This is a genomic window from Siphonobacter aquaeclarae (assembly GCF_900103285.1).
GTDB classification, from domain to species: domain Bacteria; phylum Bacteroidota; class Bacteroidia; order Cytophagales; family Spirosomataceae; genus Siphonobacter; species Siphonobacter aquaeclarae.
In genome coordinates this window covers 76,536-94,805 of sequence record NZ_FNGS01000012.1, presented here as the reverse complement: position 1 = coordinate 94,805, position 18,270 = coordinate 76,536, and the positions used below count along the sequence as shown (strand labels likewise).

The window sequence follows — 18,270 nt, the reverse complement described above, 5'->3', positions numbered from 1 at the left end:
CAGAACCGGTAAACAGGCCTGAAAACAGCGAGAATAATACGGGTAAATTCATATTATCTGTGCATCGAAATCAGGTTGTCAATCAAAATAGAATCCGGATTAACAGAAAATAGAAGAGGTAAGAGTCAACGTCATGCAGGGTTGGTTTGAGATGTTGATAATTCGGATATCGATTGAAGGAGACAATGAAAGACCATTCGGTACCGAAACAGGGAGGATCGTTTTCCGGAATAAAAGTACGAATCGGGTTATTTCAGAAAACGGATCTCCTCCTTTCCTGTCGGTATGTTCACGAAAGAATACCCGAAAAGCGCGTGCTTTTCGGGTATAGTCGGATTACTTACTCTGGTTAATATCAAACGGATACGGCGCTACACCATCTCCTGAAATCATCAACGTTGCCCACCGGTTTGCGCCAGTGCTGTTGGCAGCCACGGTTACGGTGATGGTGCCATTTCCACTGCCGCTGTCACCGGAGATCGACAGCCAGGCAGGCAATATGCCGCTTACTGACCAGGTTGTATTACTCTGAACCGGAATGAAATACATACCACCGGCAGCCGGCGCATTTACCGGAACATTATACAGGATCAGGTAATAGGAATCCGGAGTCGGATAAGAGAACGCCCACTTGTATACGCTACCTGTGGCAGCGCGTTCGCTTGATAAGGCTGTACGCGGTCCAAATGTATTTTCCGCGTGTACGGAAGCGCATACCGGCAGGAGAAACAAGGCAGAAAGCCAGCTCAGGGACAACAGGTTTAGTTTTTTCATTGTTCGGAACAACGATTCAGGGTTTAGAAGTAAAAGATTAGCCGGTGGCTCGCGCAACGCGAGCCAGAAAATGAAAGATAAGGCATGCAAAAACCGGACTGCCTGCGCAGTAATCTGTGCCTCATTGACACAACTCTTTCCGGAAAATCGGGGAAACGCAATCCGTTAACAAAGGATCACAAAAGAAGTAAGGCGTGTACGCATTCAGGGTTGGTTATGGTTGTCGATAATTCGGTTGGCGGTCGAAGGAAATCGACGTCAATACAGTTTGACTTGCGGAATATCAATCATATCCGTTAGAAAAAAAATAGTTTTTTACAATTTATTTTAGAACAATTCCAATTTGTTTGTTTAGCGGCTGCAGGCGCGGTTTTCTGTTTTTCAGAAAACAAAATAGTCCCCGAATAGCTGATGCCTTTCGGGGACTATGAACAATGAACAGGAGTGTCGCTATACACCAAACTGCGTCAAATGGTGATCGAGGTGTTTGTAAAACATCGTATTCCACTCATCGGTCGTTAATGGTCCGAACGAGTTGGATTCCCGCCCCTGAAAAGCCGCTGCTCCGAGCGACTGCGTCCGCCAGAGGTAGTCGATCAGCCGACGCTGTTCGGAGGCAAAATCGCGCTCGTTCATGATTTTAAACGCCGGCGCGGTCGGAGAGTTTCGTTTGTAGGGCTTTGCGCCGACAACGGTATCTTTCACAAAGGCTTTCAACAGCCAGCGCTTCACCGGTCCCGGCTTGGGATGTTTGTCAGTAAAAATCATCTCGTACGTCACCGAACAATGCGCCAGCATTTGTGCGACGGTCATTTTGCCCCATTGCGGCGCCGTATCAGGCCGGAGATTTTCAATGCGGGAGACGATTTGCCCAGTTACTTCTTTCGTAAAAATATCGGGGAATGACATAAGGAATAGACGAAGGTTAAGGGTAAAGATAACCGACTTCTTTTTCTTTTCTCAAACCGTCGGTACCGTTCCCCCGTCGATCACAAACTCGGCGCCGGTCAGATAAGCTGCCCGCGGAGAGACGAGAAAACCTACCAGTTCCGCCACTTCTTCCGGTCTGGCCGGTCGCCCCATCGGGATACCGCCCAGGGAGTGCATCAACTGTTGCTTCGCTTCGTTATAATTCGTCCCCGCTCCTTGTGCCAATTCTTCCACAAAACGGATTGCAGCTTCGGTTTCGATCCAGCCGGGTGAGACGGTCACCACGCGGATACCTTTCGGTGCAACTTCATTGGACAAACTCTTGCTGTAATTCAGCAATCCGGCCTTCGCGGCGGCGTAGGGCAAAGTCGACTCATACAACGGCAGCCGTGCCTGAATCGAGGCAATATGTATGATTACGCCGCTTTTCTGTTCGAGCATACCGGGGAGAAAGGCTCGGTCGAGCCGAACGGGTGCCAGCAAATTCGCCTGAAGGGTTTCAAGCCAGTCCGCATCCGTCAGCACGGCAAATCCGCCCGGCGGCGTGCCTGACTTTCCAAGGTTATTGACGAGGATATCCAGGCGGGGTACCATCTCCGCAACTTTCAGAACACCTTCCGGCGTACTCAGATCTGCCTGGATAAAACGCAAAGGTGATAGGTCTTCCTGGGGGTGGTTGCGCGCGACGACCGTAACGGTTGCGCCGGCATCTGCGAGTCGCTGTGCAATCGCTTTTCCGGCGCCTTTTGTGCCGCCTGTAACGAGAGCCGTTTTTCCGGCAAGTTCCTGATTCATGGTGTTTTCGATGACGTTCAACAGGTGCAAAATTCCTGCTTGCGCCCGGACCTCACAAGTACCGAAAACCGATTATCATAGTGACAATTTTTTCCCTGTACAACGTCCGGCAATAGCCTGTATATTTGACTTATGCGTGTCCGAAAAATACCCCTGAATCTGAACTGCGGTCTCGATCTGGTCGCGGAGGTCCTCTACGGTAAGTGGAAAATCCGGTTGCTCTGGTTTATCCGGGAAGGCTTTCAACGCCCGAGTGAGCTGCAACGGAAAATACCCGAAGCCTCACGCCGGGTACTTCACCTTCAGCTGAACGAATTGGAAGCTCATGGACTGGTTTCGAAAGTCATCTATCCCGAAGTACCGCCGCGGGTGGAGTACTCCCTGACCGAATTCGGCCAGACGCTCATACCTGTCATAACGCTGCTGGGGCAATGGGGAGATGAACATGAGGAGCGGTTGAGGGAGGTGATCGGGGAGTCGGAAAGTGAAAAGACCCATCTTCTGTGATTTCTGTGCATTCTGTGAGAAAAAACCTACTATTCCCATGCAAGACCCCTCCCCTGTCATCGCCGAGCCCGTCCTCGCCGTTCCCGATGTAGCCGATGCCATCCGGTACTGGCAGGACGTCATCGGCTTTACCGACAAATGGGTATGGGGCGAGCCTCCCACCCTCGGCGCGGTGTCGTGGCTGGGGGTAAATGTTCAGTTTTACCGCAGTGAAACGCTCGCCGAGCGCTCAAAGGGCAATTCAATCTGGATGCGTGTCCGGAATATTGACGAATTGTATGCCCGCCATCAACGAAACGGCGCGGAAATTGTCGCTCCCCTGGAGCTGCTGGAATACGGGATGGGCCAATACACCGTTCGGGACCTGAATGGGTACTACCTTCACTTCGCGTCCCCCTGGCAACCGGCTGAAACGCGTATTGCGCAGCCGACGGCTTCTTTTCGTGTCGTCCGCCGTTCGCTCACGCCTGAAGAATCTTTCCGCATCGGAAACGCTGTTGGTTGGACGAAAGAGCGCAACGACGCCTTCGCAGCAAAGAAACGGGAACACGAAGTCTTTTCCCTCGTCGCCGAAGCGGACGGTACTGCCATTGGTAGTCTGGCGATTATCGGCGATGGCCTTTCGTTCTACTATTTAAAAGACGTCATGGTTCATCCCGACTGGCAGCGCCGGGGCGTAGGATCAGCCCTGATGCAGGAGCTGACCCGCTGGCTGGACGGCGAAATTCCTCCTCAAATCATGGTGGGCCTGTACTGTGCCGACTACATGGCTCCCTTTTACCGGCGCTTCGGCTTTAGCTTTGCGCACGGCATGATCCGTCACGGAAATGCGTCTTCAACCGACTGATACTCTGTAAGGCAGGGTGCTGGTCTCTCCTGACTGAAAGCAGGAACTGGCCGCAGCAGGCCTCTCCTTCCGGGATTAAGCCTACTTTTGCCGTCATGTACACCCTTACGTCCGTCTCTGAGGCGGAATTCGATACCCTCGCCGACATCTGGGAAGCGTCTGTCCGCGCAACCCACGGCTTTCTCGCCGAAGAAGATTTTCAGTTTTTCCGGGAAATGGTACGGTCCGGCATTTTCCATGAAGTGACGGTTACCGGCCTCCGCGATGCCACCGGCCAGCTCCTGGGTTTTTCAGGGACGCACGGTACCAGCCTCGAAATGCTCTTCCTCCGTCCGGATATCCGCGGCAAAGGCGCCGGCAAGCTTCTTTTGCTTCACGCCATTGAAAACCAGGGCATTACCCACGTGGATGTCAACGAACAAAATCCGCTGGCACTCGGTTTTTACCGGCATTTCGGCTTCGAAGTGGTACGCCGTTCGGAAGTAGACGGTACCGGCAAGCCCTATCCTATTCTTCATTTGGCCCGATGAACCGTTTCCGGGAATACCTGTCGTCTCTGGCGCCGCTTTCAGACGCGGCGTGGCAGGCGCTTCAACCGGCGCTTTCCGAACGCATCGTGCCCAAAAGTGGCTTTTTGTGGTCAGAAGGTAGGGTTTGCCAGGCCTTGTATTTCCTGGAAGAAGGGTATGTCCGGGCCTTTACCGATCTCGACGGCGTCGACAAAAACCTTGATTTTCACTTCGAAGGGGAAGTAGTTACCCACCTGAGCAGTTTCGCCGCCGGTACGCCGGCAGACTACGGCGTGCAGGCCTGTGAAAAAGTACGGGTGACGGTTATCGACCGGTACGGACTCTTTGCCGCCGCGAAAGCCGAGCCTGAGCTGGAAACAGCCGGGAAGGCCTGCCTGCGGCTGACAGCCGCCCGGTCCGAAGAACATGCCCGTCTCTTCAAACTCTATACGCCGCTCCAGCGCTACGAATACCTCGAGCAGCAGCGGCCCGAATTGCTGCAGCGGGTTTCGCTGACGCAACTGTCCTCCTATCTCGGCGTCGCCCGCGAAACGCTGAGCCGCATCCGGAAACGACGTGCTTTGTGACGATCGTCACAAGCGGAAGCGGCGGATACCGGCCACTTTTGTCCTGTTCCAACGACAGACAATCATGCTCCGCAAAATCGATGCCGATACCAATATCCTCACCTGGTTTGAACTGCCGGTGCTGGATACCCAACGGGCCAAAACGTTCTACGAAACGATCCTTGACATTCAGATGTCGACCCGCTCCTTTCCCGAAACAGACGAAGAACTGACCTTTTTTCCGTCGCATCCCGGCGTGATCCAGGCTACGTCCGGCCGTGTAACGGGTGCGCTTGTACGTTCGCCGGCCGCGAAGCCCTCGCTGACAGGCACATTGGTCTACCTCAACGCCAGCCCGGTGCTGCAAACCGTGCTCGACCGCGTGGAAGCAGCCGGAGGCTCCATTCTCAACGGTATCTCCCCGATTCCGGCTGGTTTGATCGCCATCATCCGGGATACAGAAGGAAACCGCGTAGCCCTGCACGCGGAGGCTTGATTCCTGGCCCGCTTTTTTCGGAGAAGACGTATTTTCGACACATGAAAGGCTTCTTCTCCGGAACCAGCGGGCTGGTTCTTCCGCAACCCAATAAACAGGCCTATCCGCCTGAATTTCAGTCATCCAGCCGACTGACCTACTACGCGCATCTTTTCTCCAGTATCGAGATAAACAGCACGTTTTACAAGCTTCCGCGACCCGTTACCGTCGGCAAATGGGCCGAAAGCACGCCCGTTACCTTTCGGTTTACGTTCAAACTCTGGCGGGAAATTACCCATACCCGGCAACTCGCCTTCCGGAGAGAAGACGTGAAGGCTTTCTTCGACGCCATTGCGCCGGCTGAGATACGCCGGGGTACCATGCTCGTTCAGTTTCCGCCGAGCCTGCGGTATTCCCAATTGCTTCAGGTTCAGCACCTGCTTGAAGCATTGGAGGAATTGAATACCGGATGGCCGGTGGCGGTCGAGTTTCGCCACGACTCCTGGTACCGGGAAGAATCCTACCAGCTGCTGGAAGATTTCGGGGCGACTCCCGTTCTGCACGACAAATCCGGCGTTTCCGCCCCCTTCGAAACGCCAGCGGCGCCGGTGGTATACCAGCGTTTTCATGGTCCGGACGGTAATTACAAAGGTAGCTACGACGACGGTTTTCTGTATGAATTCGCCGGCTATATCCGTGAATGGATCAGCGAAGACCGAGACGTCTATGTCTATTTCAACAATACGGCCGGCAATGCCATCGGCAATCTTCAGACACTCAACCGGTACGTTCAGGAAGGGTAATCTGTATTTTTGGGAATGTCCGAACTACGCGCCTTCTTCGATACCCTCTGTCCGCTTCCTCCTGATACCTGGGAGCGTTTGGAACCTTTGTTTTCTCCTCTCACGCTTCGCAAAGGGGAATACTTCCTGACAGCCGGAGCGCTGGCGAGGCAAATCGGTTTTCTGTCTGAAGGCGTGATGCGCGCGTTCTACCGGAACGACGAAGGGGAAGAGTACAACAAGCATTTCTTCGTACCCTACTGTCTGATAGGCGGTTACGCTTCGCTTATTACCGGACAACCCAACCAGATTGTGCAGCAGGCGCTAACCGATTGCCGGATTCTCGTGGCCGACTACGGCCAACTGACAGCACTATACGATACCTCGCCGGAGTTGGAGCGGGCGGCGCGCCGACTGGCCGAGCAGTTTTTCGTCAATAAGGAAGAGCGGGAAATAGAGCTGGTTTTGTGCAACGCCACCGAGCGGTATGCACGGTTTCAGCAGCAGTTCCCCGGCCTGGAGCAGGTGATTCCGCAATACCACATCGCGTCATACCTCGGCATTACGCCTACACAGCTGAGCCGTATCCGCCGGCGGTGATTTCTTTACATAGGTTGATGCGTCGGAATTTCAGGGTACCGTGTTTTGTGAAAACAAAAAGCGCGGCCATGGAAACCAAACCCCTTACCATATTGATGCTGCTCAACGCCACACCGGCATGGCTATCCCTTTCCCGGGAGCAGCGCGACGAGTACTTCAGCCACCACGTACTCCCGCTGTTCAACGATCCGGACCTGAACGTCCGGCTTTTTGACAGCGAGTACTTTCACGGAAAAGTATCTGATTTTCTGATTATTACCGTTCACAGGCTCGAAGCCTACCAACTCTTCATCGAGCGCCTCCGGGATACGGAGGTCTATGGGAAGCCTTATTTCGACGTTGTCGATATCATCCCCGGCCAGGAAAATGCCTTCCGGGAATTCAACAAAATCCTCCTCTCCCAATGAAGACGGTTTTAGTGACCGGAGGAACGTCCGGTATCGGGCGGGCCATTGCGCAGCGCCTGCATGCGTGCGGCGACCGGGTGCTGGTCGTTTCGTCGCGAAAGAACGCAGATAATCTCCCGTCCGGAGTAGCACTGCTCACGGCGGATTTATCAGACCCAGCCGCCGTTCGTAGTCTGGCGATTGAATGCCGGGAGCGGTTTCCGGACCTCTCAGTAGTAATTCACAGCGCCGGCGTACAGTATGAAGATGAATGGCTCACCACGCCCGACGGACCGGCACGGATTGCTCAGGAAATCGCCGTCAACCTGACCAGTCCGCTCCAGTTAACGCAGGAACTGCTCCCGGTTCTTTGCCAACAACCCGATGCGGCGGTCGTTTTCGTCACGTCGGCGCTGATTTATGCCGCCAAGCGATCGGCGCCGGTGTATTGCGGCACCAAAGCGGCGTTGCACCAAACGGCTATGGCGCTTCGCTATCAGCTGGCAGGTACGTCGGTTCGGATGGTTGAACTTATTCCTCCGCTCGTCGACACACCCATGACCGCCGGCCGTGGTCATGGAAAAATAACGCCGGAAACGCTGGCAGACCGGTTTCTCAAGGATTTTGACCGGGGAAAAACAACCATCCGCGTCGGAAAAGCCCGGTTGTTGTATGCGCTATACCGGCTTGCGCCCTCGCTGGCCGCGCGGGTGATGAGGTAGCAGGGGGCAAAGGGCATGGGGCAGAGGGTGACTCGCATTAGGCCCTCTGCCCCATGCTTTAAAAAACGACAAAAGGCATGGAGCATGGGTGATTCACCCTGAGCCCCATGCCCCCTGCCCTCTGCTATTTCTAATTCACCGATACCGTTCTCGCCGGCGCTTCGCGACGGATTTCGACGGATTTCTTCGTGGTTGTTTCGCCATCGGTTACTTCCAGGATGTAAGTACCTGTTTCGAGCGTACTGACGTCGAAACGGCGGGCGTATCCTTCCGCATTTTTCGCTACGTCTTCTACAAATAACGCCTGGCCTTTGGCGTCGCGGAGGCGAACGGTCAATCGCTTGCCTTTTACTTTTTCGATGAGGAAGTTGATTTTACCTTCCTTGCCGTTGAATACATTCACGGCATAATTACTGTTCAGAACGCGGTTCGGATCTTCAGGAACGGCGGCGAAAGAAGTGGCAGCAGCAAAAGCAATAAGAGCGGTGGCGAACAGGGTTTTCATGGCTGTGTATTTTTTCAGGTTTGACAGATACTGTTTCATGGCTTGTTACTTTTTCCCCTTGAGGAACGATTCAAAATTGGCCTTCTTTTTGCTACTGTGCAATACATAGTAGTATGTATGGCTATTGCTTTGGATAAGCGGCAGGAAGAAAGGATGCCTGAGTAAACGGTCAGGGCTTTTTGTATTTTGCGGGACAATTATCCCGTCATGCGATCGCTCTGCCTGCTTTTTTTACTATCCCTTCCGGCTTTTTCCCAGTCGCCCGCGCAGCGCGCTCCGTTCCGCAACATGGTACTCCGTCTGACGCCCGGGCATACCTGGAAACAAGTCGCTTCCATTCCCCTGAAATTCAACGCGTTTCATACACAGGGCATGGTGAAGGTGGGCGCCACGTTTTTTATGACTTCGGTGGAAGTGACGCGCTGGCCTGAGAAGTATACAGAACCGCGCGGTCGGTACGACCGGGATACCGGTGCCGGCAAAGGGCACGTCTTTCAGTTCGATTCCCTGGGTAACCTTCTCAGGGACCTGCCCATCGGCGAGGGCGACGCCTACCACCCCGGCGGGATGGACTTTGATGGTACCTGGCTCTGGATTCCCGTCACCGAATACCGCCCGAACAGTTTTTCGATTCTGTACCGCCTTCAGGTATCAACCGGGAAAGTGGAGGAGGTCGGCAGGTACCCGGAATCCATCGGCGCTGTGGTCTATGACGCCGACGCCCGTACCCTCACCGGAGCCAACTGGGGCGCGCGGCAGTTTTATACCTGGCCCGTTCGAAAAGACGGAAAGCTCCGGAAAACCGAGGTCTCTCCCACCCTCCTCGGCCGTGAAAATCCTTCCTTTTATATTGATTATCAGGATGCCAAATACCTCGGCAATCACCTGATGCTGGGTTCGGGCCTGGCCGGATATACGGCGCCCAATGGTACTTTCCGGCTCGGCGGCTGGGAAATTGTCGACCTGCGGGACGGTCGGCCCGTACGGCAGATTCCGCTCCGGATATGGTCTCCCTCCGGACGCCCGATGACCAATAACCCTGCTACGTTCGAAGCAACCGCTGATGGCTTCCGGGCCTTTTTTGTGCCGGACGACGACGAAGCCGCCCGGCTGTTTATCTACGAAGTGCGGGTACCCTGATAGTCACGGGTTTGGTCGAGTAGCTCCAGGGATTTCAGCAGCGGGTCCCACTCCCGGCCGCTGAACAGTACCCGGAACCAGCGTGCGTCCTTGTTCTTCTCCCGGATATGAATAAAGAGCCAGCCTGCGGCAACGACTGCACTTGCTGTAACGAGAAACTGTATCATCAGACCAAGCAGCGGGCTGTCGCGCAGCATAGCCGGAGTAAGATAGAACGTCGTCCAGGCCGGTAACTGCAGAAACAGGATTCGGGTTACCGAGAGCGTTGTGGCTTTGAGCCGGGCCAGGCGCGCCTGCGTTTCAAGGACGGGTTCGGCGATGTCTGTCCCGGCCAGCAGGAGGAGCTGGTAGAGGTAAATTCCCACAGCCATTTTGCAGAGAACGACCTGAAACAACGCGGACCACCAGAAGAACGGGCTCGCATTGCCGAAAGTGACAACCAGTAGTCCGTCGACCCACACAATCCATACCACGCCCACCGCCAGCGCGAATACCTTAATTGGGCGCATACTACTCAATAATGACTTGATTTTGAGGCGGGTAATCTCCTCCGCCTGGATGCGGTTGAGGTGAAGGTTTTCGGTAATGCGCTCGTCGAGCGACTTCCACAGATTCAAAAATTCAGTTTCCTGCATGGCTTTTACGGGTTAAATTTTTGTCGGAGTTGCTGACGCACACGGGAAAGCCGGGTCGATACATTCGTCGGTGTAATACCCAGAATATCAGCGATTTCGGTATAAGAATTTCCGTCGAGTGACAGAATCAGCAGCGCACGGTCCAGTTCCCGCAGCTCCTGAATATATGCCTTGAGCCGGTCCAGCAGCTCATCCGTTTCCGGGTCCGCACCGATCGTGGTTTCGGGCACGGGTTCGCGTACTTCCCGCCGGCGGGCCTGCTTCCGGTAAGCCGAGATCGCGACGTTCAGGGCAATGCGGTAGATCCACGTCGAAAGCCGGGTGCTTCCATCGTACTTGTCAAAAGAAAGCCATAATTGAAGCAGCATTTCCTGAAGGAGGTCTTTCCGATCGTCCTCGTCTTTCTCGTAAAGCCGGGCGATTTTGTAGAGAATCCCCTTGTGGGTATCGGCCATTTCAAGAAAGGCATCCCGCCTTGCGGTGTCCATGTGTCGTGGTGTTTTGGCCAATTATTCGCAGGAAACGGAAGAATGTCACACCGGACGGCGTTTTTTTCTGTTGTAAACCAAAAGACCAATCGTAACTAGCTGTAAATAAATTGATTATAAACAAAAAGAAGAGACTGTCATGGTCTCTTCTTTTTGTTTATCCCCTGAAATCACGGCCAAAATTACTTTCCTTCCAGCGCCTTTTTTACCGCCTCCCCTACGCCATGCGCCGACGCGGGATTCTGGCCGGTAATCAGGTGGCCGTCTACCGTCACGTGAGATTGCCACAGGCCGGTTTTCTCAAACCGGACACCCCGTTCCTTCAGTTTGTCTTCGAGCAGGAACGGGACAACTTTCGTCAGCCCGACCGCTTCTTCTTCCTCGTTGGTGAAGGCGTTCACTTTTTTCCCTGTAACGAGGTAGGAACCGTCGCTCAGGCGAACGTTTACCAGGCCGGCGGGGCCGTGGCATACCGCGCTTACAATACCCTGATTTTCATAGATTTTTGCTGCAATAGCAGCGATTTCCCTGTTGTCGGCGAGGTCCCACATGGCGCCATGACCGCCGGCAAAAAAGATAGCGGCATAGTCTTCCGGATGAACCTGGTCCGGCCGCTTCGTCGCTTCGACTTTGGCATGGTACTCCTTGTTTTCCCAGAATTTACGGTTGATGGGATCTTTCAGGTCAAAACCGTCTACCGGCGCTTTTCCACCCTGAGGACTAACAAAATCGATTTCATAACCGGCCTCGTGAAGAACGTCCCACGGGTGTGATACTTCGCCGAGGTAATAACCCGTAGGTTCACCGGTACTTCCTTTCTGATTGTGGCTCGTGACCACGAATAGAATCTTCTTTGCCATTTTTTTTCGGGATTGAGCAGTTGCCTGTCCGCCTAACAATAAGGTTCCGGCCAGGACTATTGAAACAATTGCGTTCATTAACCTTGTGTTTTCTGACCGCAAAGTTGCCCGGTCTTTTCCCCCCGGCACAGGACGTACGTCACAGATTTGGTGTGACGCAGATCACGCCGAAAAGCGGCTCAGCGTTTCCCGGGACACACCCAGGTACGACGCCAGCAGGGTTTTGGGTACCCGCTGAAACAGGGCCGGATTCTGCCGGAGCAGTTCCTCGTAGCGCTGTCGGGCATTATTGGTCAGCAGCGACAGTATTCTCCGCTGCAGCGCCATGTATCCGGCATTTGATTTCTTCCGGAAAAAATGCTCCATTTTGTGCAGGTCCGCGCAGATTTTCTCTCTGTTTTCAAGGGAAAGACAGAGTACCTCGACGGGCTCCAGGCAATCGATGGACAACGTCGCCGGAGCCTGGCCGAAGTACGCCTGGTAATCAGAAATCCACCAGTCTTCCATCGCAAACTGAAGGATATGATCCTTTCCTTCGTCGTTCGTGAAGTAGGAACGGAGCAGCCCGCTGACGACAAAAAAATCGGCTGAAACCGCCTCCCCTGCCTGCACCAGAAACTGGTGTTTCCGGAATTTACGCGGCGTAAAATGCGCCAGAACGTAGGCAAATTCTTCGTCCGACAACGGGACCAATTGCTGAATATGTTCGCGAAGTACCTGACTCATAGACCAATAGCATGTAAGGGGTGCCTGCCGCGCCCCTTACAAAAGTAGCCGCTTTCCGTCAATCAGGAAGCCGGCCGCAGCCGGAAGGTCTGCAGGGCAACGGAGAGAAGGATGAGGACCAGGCCGGCGTAAAAAGTACCCCCCAGTTCCTTCCCTTCTCCCATCAGCCAGATGGCGAGGATGACGGAATACACCGGTTCCAGATTGAGGCTGAGATTGACGGTGAAGGCCGACAACCGCTCAAGGGCCTGTAACTGAAGGCGGTACAACAAAATCGTACAGAAAAAACACAGTACCAGCAACCAGGCGGCGTCTGTGAACGTTGGCAGGTAATACGCCGCTGGATAGAAGCGGGTATATAACGGAACAAGCGTCGTCAACAGCAGTCCGCCCGCAGGCAGGGCATACACCAAAATGGTCTCGGCCGGCCATTCTTTTGTCAGCCGCTCGTTATAAACCATGTAAAGCGATCCGAAAAGAGACGAAATCGTCCCGAAAGTAATACCGAGGCGGTAACGACTGTCAAAGCTGAATATCAAGGCAATACCGATCAGCGTCAGCAAACTCAGCAGAATTTCCGAAGGCCGTACCCGGGTCCGGTTGAGAAGCGGCGCCAGCAGCGCTGTGAAAAAACCCGTCAGCGAAAAACAGACCACACCCACCGAAACATTGGAGTACTTGATGCTTCCGTAAAAAAACACCCAGTGAAGCCCGAGGAGCATACCTGTCACGCCCATGCGCGCCGCGTTCCGCGGGGCTACGCGGCGGAGCTTTCCCTGCAACGCCAGCAACAGGGCCAGGAGCGCTCCGGCAATCCAGAGCCGGTAACACGCCAGGAGTATTTCGTTGAGGGAAATCAGTTTGCCAAAGAGGCCGGTAAAGCCGGCGAGCAGAATAGAAATATGAAGCTGAAAAAGTGCCTTTTTCATGAGAATTTGTCAGGAATAGAAAACCATTGCTCCGGCAGCGAAACGACCGGAACGCCAAAGCAACCTGCCGGGGGCAGGCAACCGGACAACCTGACAAATGGAAAAACCTCCTCCCGGAATGGGGAAGACATCAGTACAACACCGCAGTTGTCCGGATCAGGACAGTACTGGAGGTGGTAATACGACAGAGAAGGAGGAAAATGGATGCATATCTTTGTACGAAAAATCGGACAAGGCAAAAATAGCCTCCCGGTCCCGGATTCCATCAGTCAACTAACTATTCTTTTTTAAGTAATGCCCGTGAATACCCTCCACAACAAGCTGATTGGACTCATTCAAACGAAGGCGGCCTTCCCACCGGAAGACCGCCTTCGGTGCGAAAAGTACTTTGAGCCTGTATCGGTCGGTCGAAATACCGTTCTCGAAGCAGCCGGCAAGGTTCCGAAGCACCTGTACTTCATTGGCTCCGGGTACCTGCGGCTCTGGCATGTGGACGAGCGGGGTGAGGAAATCACGACGCATCTCAATTGCCCTCCGGGCTTTTTTACTTCCTATTCAGCGTTTATGGACGGCGCTCCGGCGCCGGATACGGTCACTTCCGTTACACCCTGCGAGCTGCTGTGCATTACCCGCGCGAACCTGCAGCGTTTCTTTGACGAAAGCGCAGCCATGAAAGCCTTTGGATTTCACGTCTTTCAGGAAGCAATCCGGTACAACGAAAACCGCTCCCGCGAGCTGGCAACACTCACCGCCGAACAGCGCTACCGGCGACTGATGGACGACTACCCCGGTATTCTGCAGAATGTGCCGGTACAGTACATTGCTTCTTTTCTCGGCATCAAACCGGAAAGTCTGAGCCGGATCCGCCGGTCGTTCATTCCCTAACAATTGTTAGGTGTCGGGAGATACCGGCGAAGGAATTTTGCAGCGTATCAATTGCACTGACTATGTCTGCTATTTCCCTGGTTTCCGGCGCCAATGGCCATCTTGGCAATAATCTCGTCCGTTTACTACTTCAAAAAGGCCTTTCCGTCCGCGCTTCCGTCCGGAATACGGCCCATACCGCTCCCTTTGCCGGTCTGGATTGTGAACTTGTGAAAGCCGATATCACCGACAAAGCCTCGCTGATCCGCGCGATGGAAGGGATCGATACCTTTTATGCCGTCGGCGCGGCCTTCAAACTATGGGCGAAAGATCCTGTCCGGGAGATTTACAACGTCAATCTCGACGGTACCCGCAACATGGTGGAAGCTGCCGCGGCAGCGGGCGTCCGCCGGATTGTGTATGTGAGTTCGGTCGCTGCGCTTAATTATGCCCAAACGCCTGTTTCAGAGGCTTCCGGCTACAATACCGAACGTCGCGATATGTACTACAATTCCAAAAACGACGGCGAAAAACTGGCGTTCGAGCTCGCGGCAAAATCGGGTATTGAGTTAGTCGCTGTCCTGCCCGCTGCCATGATCGGCGGCGAAGCGTTTGCGCCGCTGAATGTTTCCTATGGCGTACTGAGGCTGATTCTGAAGAAGGAAATTCCGGTAGATACCGGCATTACGCTCAATTGGGTGGACGTCCGAGATGTTGCTGAAGGGTGCTATCAGGCAGCAGTACACGGCCGAAACGGTACCCGCTACATACTTTCCAACGAAAACTGCCTCACCATTACCGAAACCACCCGGCTTGCTCAGGAATACTACCCTGACCTTGGCATCCGTATCCCCCGGCCGGTACCTAAGCCGCTGTTGTACGGCATTGCCGCGCTGATGGAAGGGACCGCCCGGCTCCGCGGACGGGCCCCGCTGCTGACGCGAAAGGATATAGCCCTGTTTTCCGGTCTGCGCCAGGATTTCGACATCAGCCGGGCACGCGCCGAACTGGGTTTCAACCCGAGGCCGGCGCAGGAAGCGGTGCGGGACGCGTTCGACTACCTGCTGGCGCACCCTGAATTACTGGCCTGATTCGGGCGACAGGGTTACCTCCGGCCGGAGAACCCGCATCCGTTCAAACCAGACCGCTACTTCGAACCGACCGCTTTCCGCATATCCGAGCAGGTCGGTTCGCTGTACGATGCGGTAGTCGTCCAGCTCCTCGTTGAGGCGGATGGCGCCGGAAGCAAAGACGTGGTACACCAATACCAGCTGGTTCATCCGCCGAAAGGGAAACGCGCCGACAAATTCGGTCCGGTCCGCTTCGAGAGACAGTTCCTCCCTCGTCTCCCGGACGGCAGCCTCTTCCGGCGCTTCGCCGGCTTCCAGAAAGCCGGTAATAAACGAGAACATGCCGGGCGGAAAGGCCTTGTTGTGTGCGAGGACAATGCCTTCTTCTGTCTCGACGAGCATCGCGACGACGGGCGTCGGATTATTCCAGAAAACATACCCGCAGGCTTCGTCCGGGCAGCGCAGCCGCCGGCGTTCGTCGATCACGGCCGGAATCAGTTCCCGGCCGCATTTTCCGCAGTATTTCATAAACTTTTTTCAGAGGAAAAAGCAGGTTGAGCGTATGCCTTACCGCCTGCTTTTCTTCCCTTTTCCGAAACAATAGTAAGAAGAAGATGGAAAGAAGCCGCCGTTCGGAACGACGTGTTGCAATGGCCCACCTTTTTTGACGCATCCGGCACCTCCCGCGTTCAGCTGAACTGCCTATGTTTGTCGGGCTTACTCTCGCACTCCATGACGACAATCTCTTCCGGCCGCTATGCTTCGGTCAACGGCCTCCAACTCTACTACGAAGACCACGGCGAAGGCTTTCCGCTGGTGCTGATTCATGGCGGCGGTTCGACGATCGACTCTACCTTTGGCCGCATCCTTCCGACCCTCGCCCGTACACACCGCGTGATCGCCGTTGAAATGCAGGCGCACGGTCGTACTGCCGACATCAACCGTCCGCTGAGCTTTGAGCAGGATGCCGACGACATCGCTGCCCTCCTCTCCCTCCTCGAAATCCCGAAAGCTGACGTTTTCGGTTTCAGTAACGGCGGAACGACTACCCTCCAGCTGGCCATCCGGCATCCGGAGAAAGTACACAAGCTGATCATCGGCTCTGCCCTGACACGGCGGGACGGCATGTTTCCCGGTTTTTTCGACGGATTTGATAATGCAAACCTCGGCATGCTTCCCCATGGATTGCGGGAGGCATTCCTGTCCGTCAATTCCGACGAAAAAGCACTTGAAGCCATGTTTTACCGGGATGTCGCCCGGATGAAAGCCTTTGCAGATATTCCGGATGAACAGGTGGCGGGTATTCAGGCTCCGGTGTTGATTATCAACGGAGACAACGACGTCGTCACCCGCGAACACGCCGTCTTTCTCTCCCGCCTCATGCCAAAAGCGCAGCTGGCCATTCTCCCCGGAGGTCACGGCGATTACATCGGAGAAATTGAAGCTGTAAACCCCGGTAGCCGCCTGCCTGTACTGGTCCTCGACCTCATCGAAACGTTTCTGAATCAGGTATAAAAAAACGCTACCGGAATGCCCTCCGGTAGCGTTTAAGGTATTCACAAGTAGCCTGGTTTATTTTTCCAGCCAGGTTTTCGTTCCGACGACGTCCGTTCCGCCTGTCGCCGCGCGCCAGTTGGCGTTGTTGTAGTCAGGTTCCGAGCTGGGGAACGTAAAGCGGTGATAGACAGCAAAGTTCGCGTCATAGTAAGCCGTATTCGTCTCCGACATCGGCGTCATGTTGCCGGTCCGGCGTTTGAGCGTCCAGACATCCCAGGGCTGGCGGAATCCGTCGATCCACAGCTGGGCATAAATCTGACGCAGCGCTTTCTCGTCGGTCGATGCGTCAAAAGCCACTTTCGGCGCCTTCAGCAATGCGGCGATTACCGCAGGAGCAGGCAGGGCGGCAGGTTTGGCAACCACCCATTCCGGTGAATCCATGGCTACTTTGGTCCAGAAATTCACGGAAGCCGTTACCCCTTTTTCATACTCATCCTTCGCCGTCGTGGTGTTTTTGGTAACCCCGATGCCGGATACATACGCTTCCGCCTTCAGCAGGTGCACTTCGGCGGCCGTTATCATCAACTCAGGGATAGTTGTCTGATCCTGAGCGAAATAGTAGTTGATCGGCGAGTAGATATTGGTAGCGCCCTTGGTGGCCCAGCTCGTAAGCCGGACGTCGTTGTATGGCTGTCCTCCTTCTACCGGCGTTGTATTCGTCGGGTTTTGCGGATAGGGCGCCCATTCTCCGGCATTGTTCGGCTCAAAGAAAATGCGGCAGCGCGGATCGATGATTCCGCTGCCGTCTTTGGCGTCCGTTGTCGTCATCCAGCTCCACATCGTGGTACCCATGCGGTGGAAGAACCCCGCGTTGAACGACCAGCGCCGGCCTCCCAGGGTCAGCCCGAGCGATTTCGGCCAGATACCGATGTTCTCGCCGTCTGCCAGCAGCGGCTTCGCGAGGCATTCGGTCACGACTGCCGCCGCAGTCGTTTTGTCCTTACCCGAGATGTTCAGCGCGCAGCGGAGGCGCAGGGAGTTGGCAAAACGCGTCCACTGGTCGATGTCGCCCTTCAGGAAGGTCTCGGCGGCTCCGACGGAAATCTGGTCGGCGCCGGTGCTGAAGTTGTCGACGGCCCATTTCAGTTCAGTCATCGCCGTTTTCATGATATCCGCCTGGGTATCGTACTTGGCGCGGTACTTCGTGTATCCTTCGGTCGCGGCGCGGCCTGCTTCCGAATACGGCATATCTCCGAAAAAGCCGGTCATCTTCAGGGTTTTATAGGCCATCAGGGTTTTGGCCATCGCCTGCAGGTTGCGGTATTTGTCCTTGTCGGGGCTTTCCTCAATCTTCTTTTCCAGCAAACGGAAGTTCCCCAGACACAGGTAGTAATTGCTCCACAGTTCAGACGCCGCATTATTCATGACATAGCCGGAAGCCGACGTCACAATTGCCTGTTGGGTGACAGGATAAATCCAGGAATGGTAGGTCGCCTGCTCCTGCCAGCCGAGGACAAACGTCGACACAATACCGTTGTACAACTGATCCACGGGAGCGGTGACTGCCTTGTCCCACGGTTTGTTGAGTTCTTCGAATCCGTCTTTGCAGCCCGCGGTCATCAGCGTCAGGACCAGGGCCAGTTTTATCGGTAGTTTTTTCATG

Annotated in this window: 24 protein-coding genes; 13 read left to right on the top strand and 11 right to left on the bottom strand. The window is 54.7% G+C overall.

Features of this window, described 5'->3' with window-relative positions:
* Positions 1-336: 336 nt before the first annotated feature.
* From BLR09_RS24250 to BLR09_RS24240, 3 genes are all read right to left on the bottom strand, one after another.
* Complete coding sequence (locus tag BLR09_RS24250) at positions 337-774, bottom strand: BACON domain-containing protein (RefSeq protein WP_093208867.1); 438 nt, start codon at positions 772-774, stop codon at positions 337-339.
* Positions 775-1,224: 450 nt separating this feature from the next.
* Positions 1,225-1,683, bottom strand: a complete 459-nt coding sequence (locus tag BLR09_RS24245) for a DUF1569 domain-containing protein (protein ID WP_093208865.1) — start codon at positions 1,681-1,683, stop codon at positions 1,225-1,227.
* Between the two features lie 51 nt (positions 1,684-1,734).
* A complete protein-coding gene (locus tag BLR09_RS24240) occupies positions 1,735-2,499 on the bottom strand; it encodes an SDR family oxidoreductase (protein ID WP_093209050.1) in 765 nt (254 codons plus the stop codon).
* Between the two features lie 132 nt (positions 2,500-2,631).
* On the opposite strand from BLR09_RS24240, the gene BLR09_RS24235 reads away from it, so the two are divergent.
* The 9 genes from BLR09_RS24235 (at position 2,632) to BLR09_RS24195 (ending at position 7,893) form a co-directional block, all read left to right on the top strand.
* Complete coding sequence (locus BLR09_RS24235; RefSeq protein ID WP_093208862.1) at positions 2,632-3,006, top strand: winged helix-turn-helix transcriptional regulator; 375 nt, start codon at positions 2,632-2,634, stop codon at positions 3,004-3,006.
* A 37-nt stretch (positions 3,007-3,043) separates the two neighbouring features.
* Positions 3,044-3,853 (top strand): GNAT family N-acetyltransferase, encoded by an 810-nt coding sequence (locus BLR09_RS24230; protein ID WP_093208860.1) that lies wholly within the window; start codon positions 3,044-3,046, stop codon positions 3,851-3,853.
* Positions 3,854-3,948: 95 nt separating this feature from the next.
* Positions 3,949-4,383: a GNAT family N-acetyltransferase gene (locus tag BLR09_RS24225; protein WP_093208857.1), complete on the top strand. Its 435-nt coding sequence runs from the start codon at positions 3,949-3,951 to the stop codon at positions 4,381-4,383.
* Positions 4,380-4,949 (top strand): Crp/Fnr family transcriptional regulator, encoded by a 570-nt coding sequence (locus tag BLR09_RS24220; RefSeq protein ID WP_093208855.1) that lies wholly within the window; start codon positions 4,380-4,382, stop codon positions 4,947-4,949. Before BLR09_RS24225 ends, BLR09_RS24220 begins: the two co-directional genes overlap by 4 nt.
* Before the next feature lie 64 nt (positions 4,950-5,013).
* Positions 5,014-5,424 carry a VOC family protein gene (locus BLR09_RS24215; protein ID WP_093208852.1) on the top strand — a complete coding sequence of 137 codons (411 nt, stop codon included), beginning with the start codon at positions 5,014-5,016 and terminating at the stop codon, positions 5,422-5,424.
* 41 nt (positions 5,425-5,465) lie between these two features.
* Positions 5,466-6,206: a DUF72 domain-containing protein gene (locus BLR09_RS24210; RefSeq protein ID WP_093208850.1), complete on the top strand. Its 741-nt coding sequence runs from the start codon at positions 5,466-5,468 to the stop codon at positions 6,204-6,206.
* Between the two features lie 15 nt (positions 6,207-6,221).
* The gene (locus BLR09_RS24205; protein WP_093208847.1) at positions 6,222-6,785 is read left to right on the top strand and encodes a Crp/Fnr family transcriptional regulator; all 564 of its coding nucleotides are present in this window, start codon (positions 6,222-6,224) and stop codon (positions 6,783-6,785) included.
* Between the two features lie 68 nt (positions 6,786-6,853).
* Entirely contained in the window at positions 6,854-7,192 is a 339-nt protein-coding gene (locus BLR09_RS24200) for a darcynin family protein (RefSeq protein WP_176785659.1), read from the top strand.
* Positions 7,189-7,893 (top strand): SDR family oxidoreductase, encoded by a 705-nt coding sequence (locus BLR09_RS24195; RefSeq protein WP_093208842.1) that lies wholly within the window; start codon positions 7,189-7,191, stop codon positions 7,891-7,893. Before BLR09_RS24200 ends, BLR09_RS24195 begins: the two co-directional genes overlap by 4 nt.
* Before the next feature lie 130 nt (positions 7,894-8,023).
* Here the strand turns inward: BLR09_RS24195 and BLR09_RS24190 are convergent, their stop codons facing one another.
* The gene (locus BLR09_RS24190) at positions 8,024-8,398 is read right to left on the bottom strand and encodes a T9SS type A sorting domain-containing protein (RefSeq protein WP_218126711.1); all 375 of its coding nucleotides are present in this window, start codon (positions 8,396-8,398) and stop codon (positions 8,024-8,026) included.
* A gap of 207 nt (positions 8,399-8,605) precedes the next feature.
* Between BLR09_RS24190 and BLR09_RS24185 the strand changes: the two genes are divergently transcribed.
* A complete protein-coding gene (locus BLR09_RS24185; RefSeq protein ID WP_093208837.1) occupies positions 8,606-9,538 on the top strand; it encodes a DUF6454 family protein in 933 nt (310 codons plus the stop codon).
* Here the strand turns inward: BLR09_RS24185 and BLR09_RS24180 are convergent.
* The 5 genes from BLR09_RS24180 to BLR09_RS24160 all read right to left on the bottom strand — a co-directional run bounded on the left by BLR09_RS24180 (position 9,517) and on the right by BLR09_RS24160 (position 13,176).
* Positions 9,517-10,173 carry a hypothetical protein gene (locus tag BLR09_RS24180; protein ID WP_093208835.1) on the bottom strand — a complete coding sequence of 219 codons (657 nt, stop codon included), beginning with the start codon at positions 10,171-10,173 and terminating at the stop codon, positions 9,517-9,519. The genes BLR09_RS24185 and BLR09_RS24180 overlap by 22 nt on opposite strands.
* A 5-nt stretch (positions 10,174-10,178) precedes the next feature.
* Complete coding sequence (locus BLR09_RS24175; protein ID WP_093208832.1) at positions 10,179-10,661, bottom strand: RNA polymerase sigma factor; 483 nt, start codon at positions 10,659-10,661, stop codon at positions 10,179-10,181.
* 182 nt (positions 10,662-10,843) lie between these two features.
* On the bottom strand, positions 10,844-11,521 hold the full coding sequence (locus BLR09_RS24170) for a type 1 glutamine amidotransferase domain-containing protein (RefSeq protein WP_093209046.1): 678 nt from the start codon (positions 11,519-11,521) through the stop codon (positions 10,844-10,846).
* A 162-nt stretch (positions 11,522-11,683) separates the two neighbouring features.
* Positions 11,684-12,247, bottom strand: coding sequence for a Crp/Fnr family transcriptional regulator (locus BLR09_RS24165; RefSeq protein ID WP_093208830.1), 564 nt, complete (start codon positions 12,245-12,247; stop codon positions 11,684-11,686).
* Between the two features lie 62 nt (positions 12,248-12,309).
* Entirely contained in the window at positions 12,310-13,176 is an 867-nt protein-coding gene (locus tag BLR09_RS24160; protein ID WP_093208827.1) for a DMT family transporter, read from the bottom strand.
* Positions 13,177-13,470: 294 nt separating this feature from the next.
* On the opposite strand from BLR09_RS24160, the gene BLR09_RS24155 reads away from it, so the two are divergent.
* Positions 13,471-14,061, top strand: a complete 591-nt coding sequence (locus BLR09_RS24155; RefSeq protein WP_093208825.1) for a Crp/Fnr family transcriptional regulator — start codon at positions 13,471-13,473, stop codon at positions 14,059-14,061.
* Between the two features lie 62 nt (positions 14,062-14,123).
* Positions 14,124-15,131, top strand: coding sequence for an NAD-dependent epimerase/dehydratase family protein (locus tag BLR09_RS24150; RefSeq protein WP_093208822.1), 1,008 nt, complete (start codon positions 14,124-14,126; stop codon positions 15,129-15,131).
* Here BLR09_RS24150 and BLR09_RS24145 read toward each other — a convergent pair.
* Positions 15,120-15,638, bottom strand: coding sequence for an NUDIX domain-containing protein (locus BLR09_RS24145; RefSeq protein WP_093208820.1), 519 nt, complete (start codon positions 15,636-15,638; stop codon positions 15,120-15,122). The two genes, BLR09_RS24150 and BLR09_RS24145, sit on opposite strands and share 12 nt — an antisense overlap.
* 204 nt (positions 15,639-15,842) lie before the next feature.
* Here BLR09_RS24145 and BLR09_RS24140 point away from each other — a divergent pair, with 204 nt between their 5' ends.
* Complete coding sequence (locus tag BLR09_RS24140; RefSeq protein WP_093208817.1) at positions 15,843-16,625, top strand: alpha/beta fold hydrolase; 783 nt, start codon at positions 15,843-15,845, stop codon at positions 16,623-16,625.
* A 57-nt stretch (positions 16,626-16,682) separates the two neighbouring features.
* On the opposite strand, the gene BLR09_RS24135 is transcribed toward BLR09_RS24140, so the two are convergent.
* Positions 16,683-18,269: a SusD/RagB family nutrient-binding outer membrane lipoprotein gene (locus BLR09_RS24135; protein WP_093208816.1), complete on the bottom strand. Its 1,587-nt coding sequence runs from the start codon at positions 18,267-18,269 to the stop codon at positions 16,683-16,685.
* Between the last annotated feature and the right edge of the window lies 1 nt (position 18,270).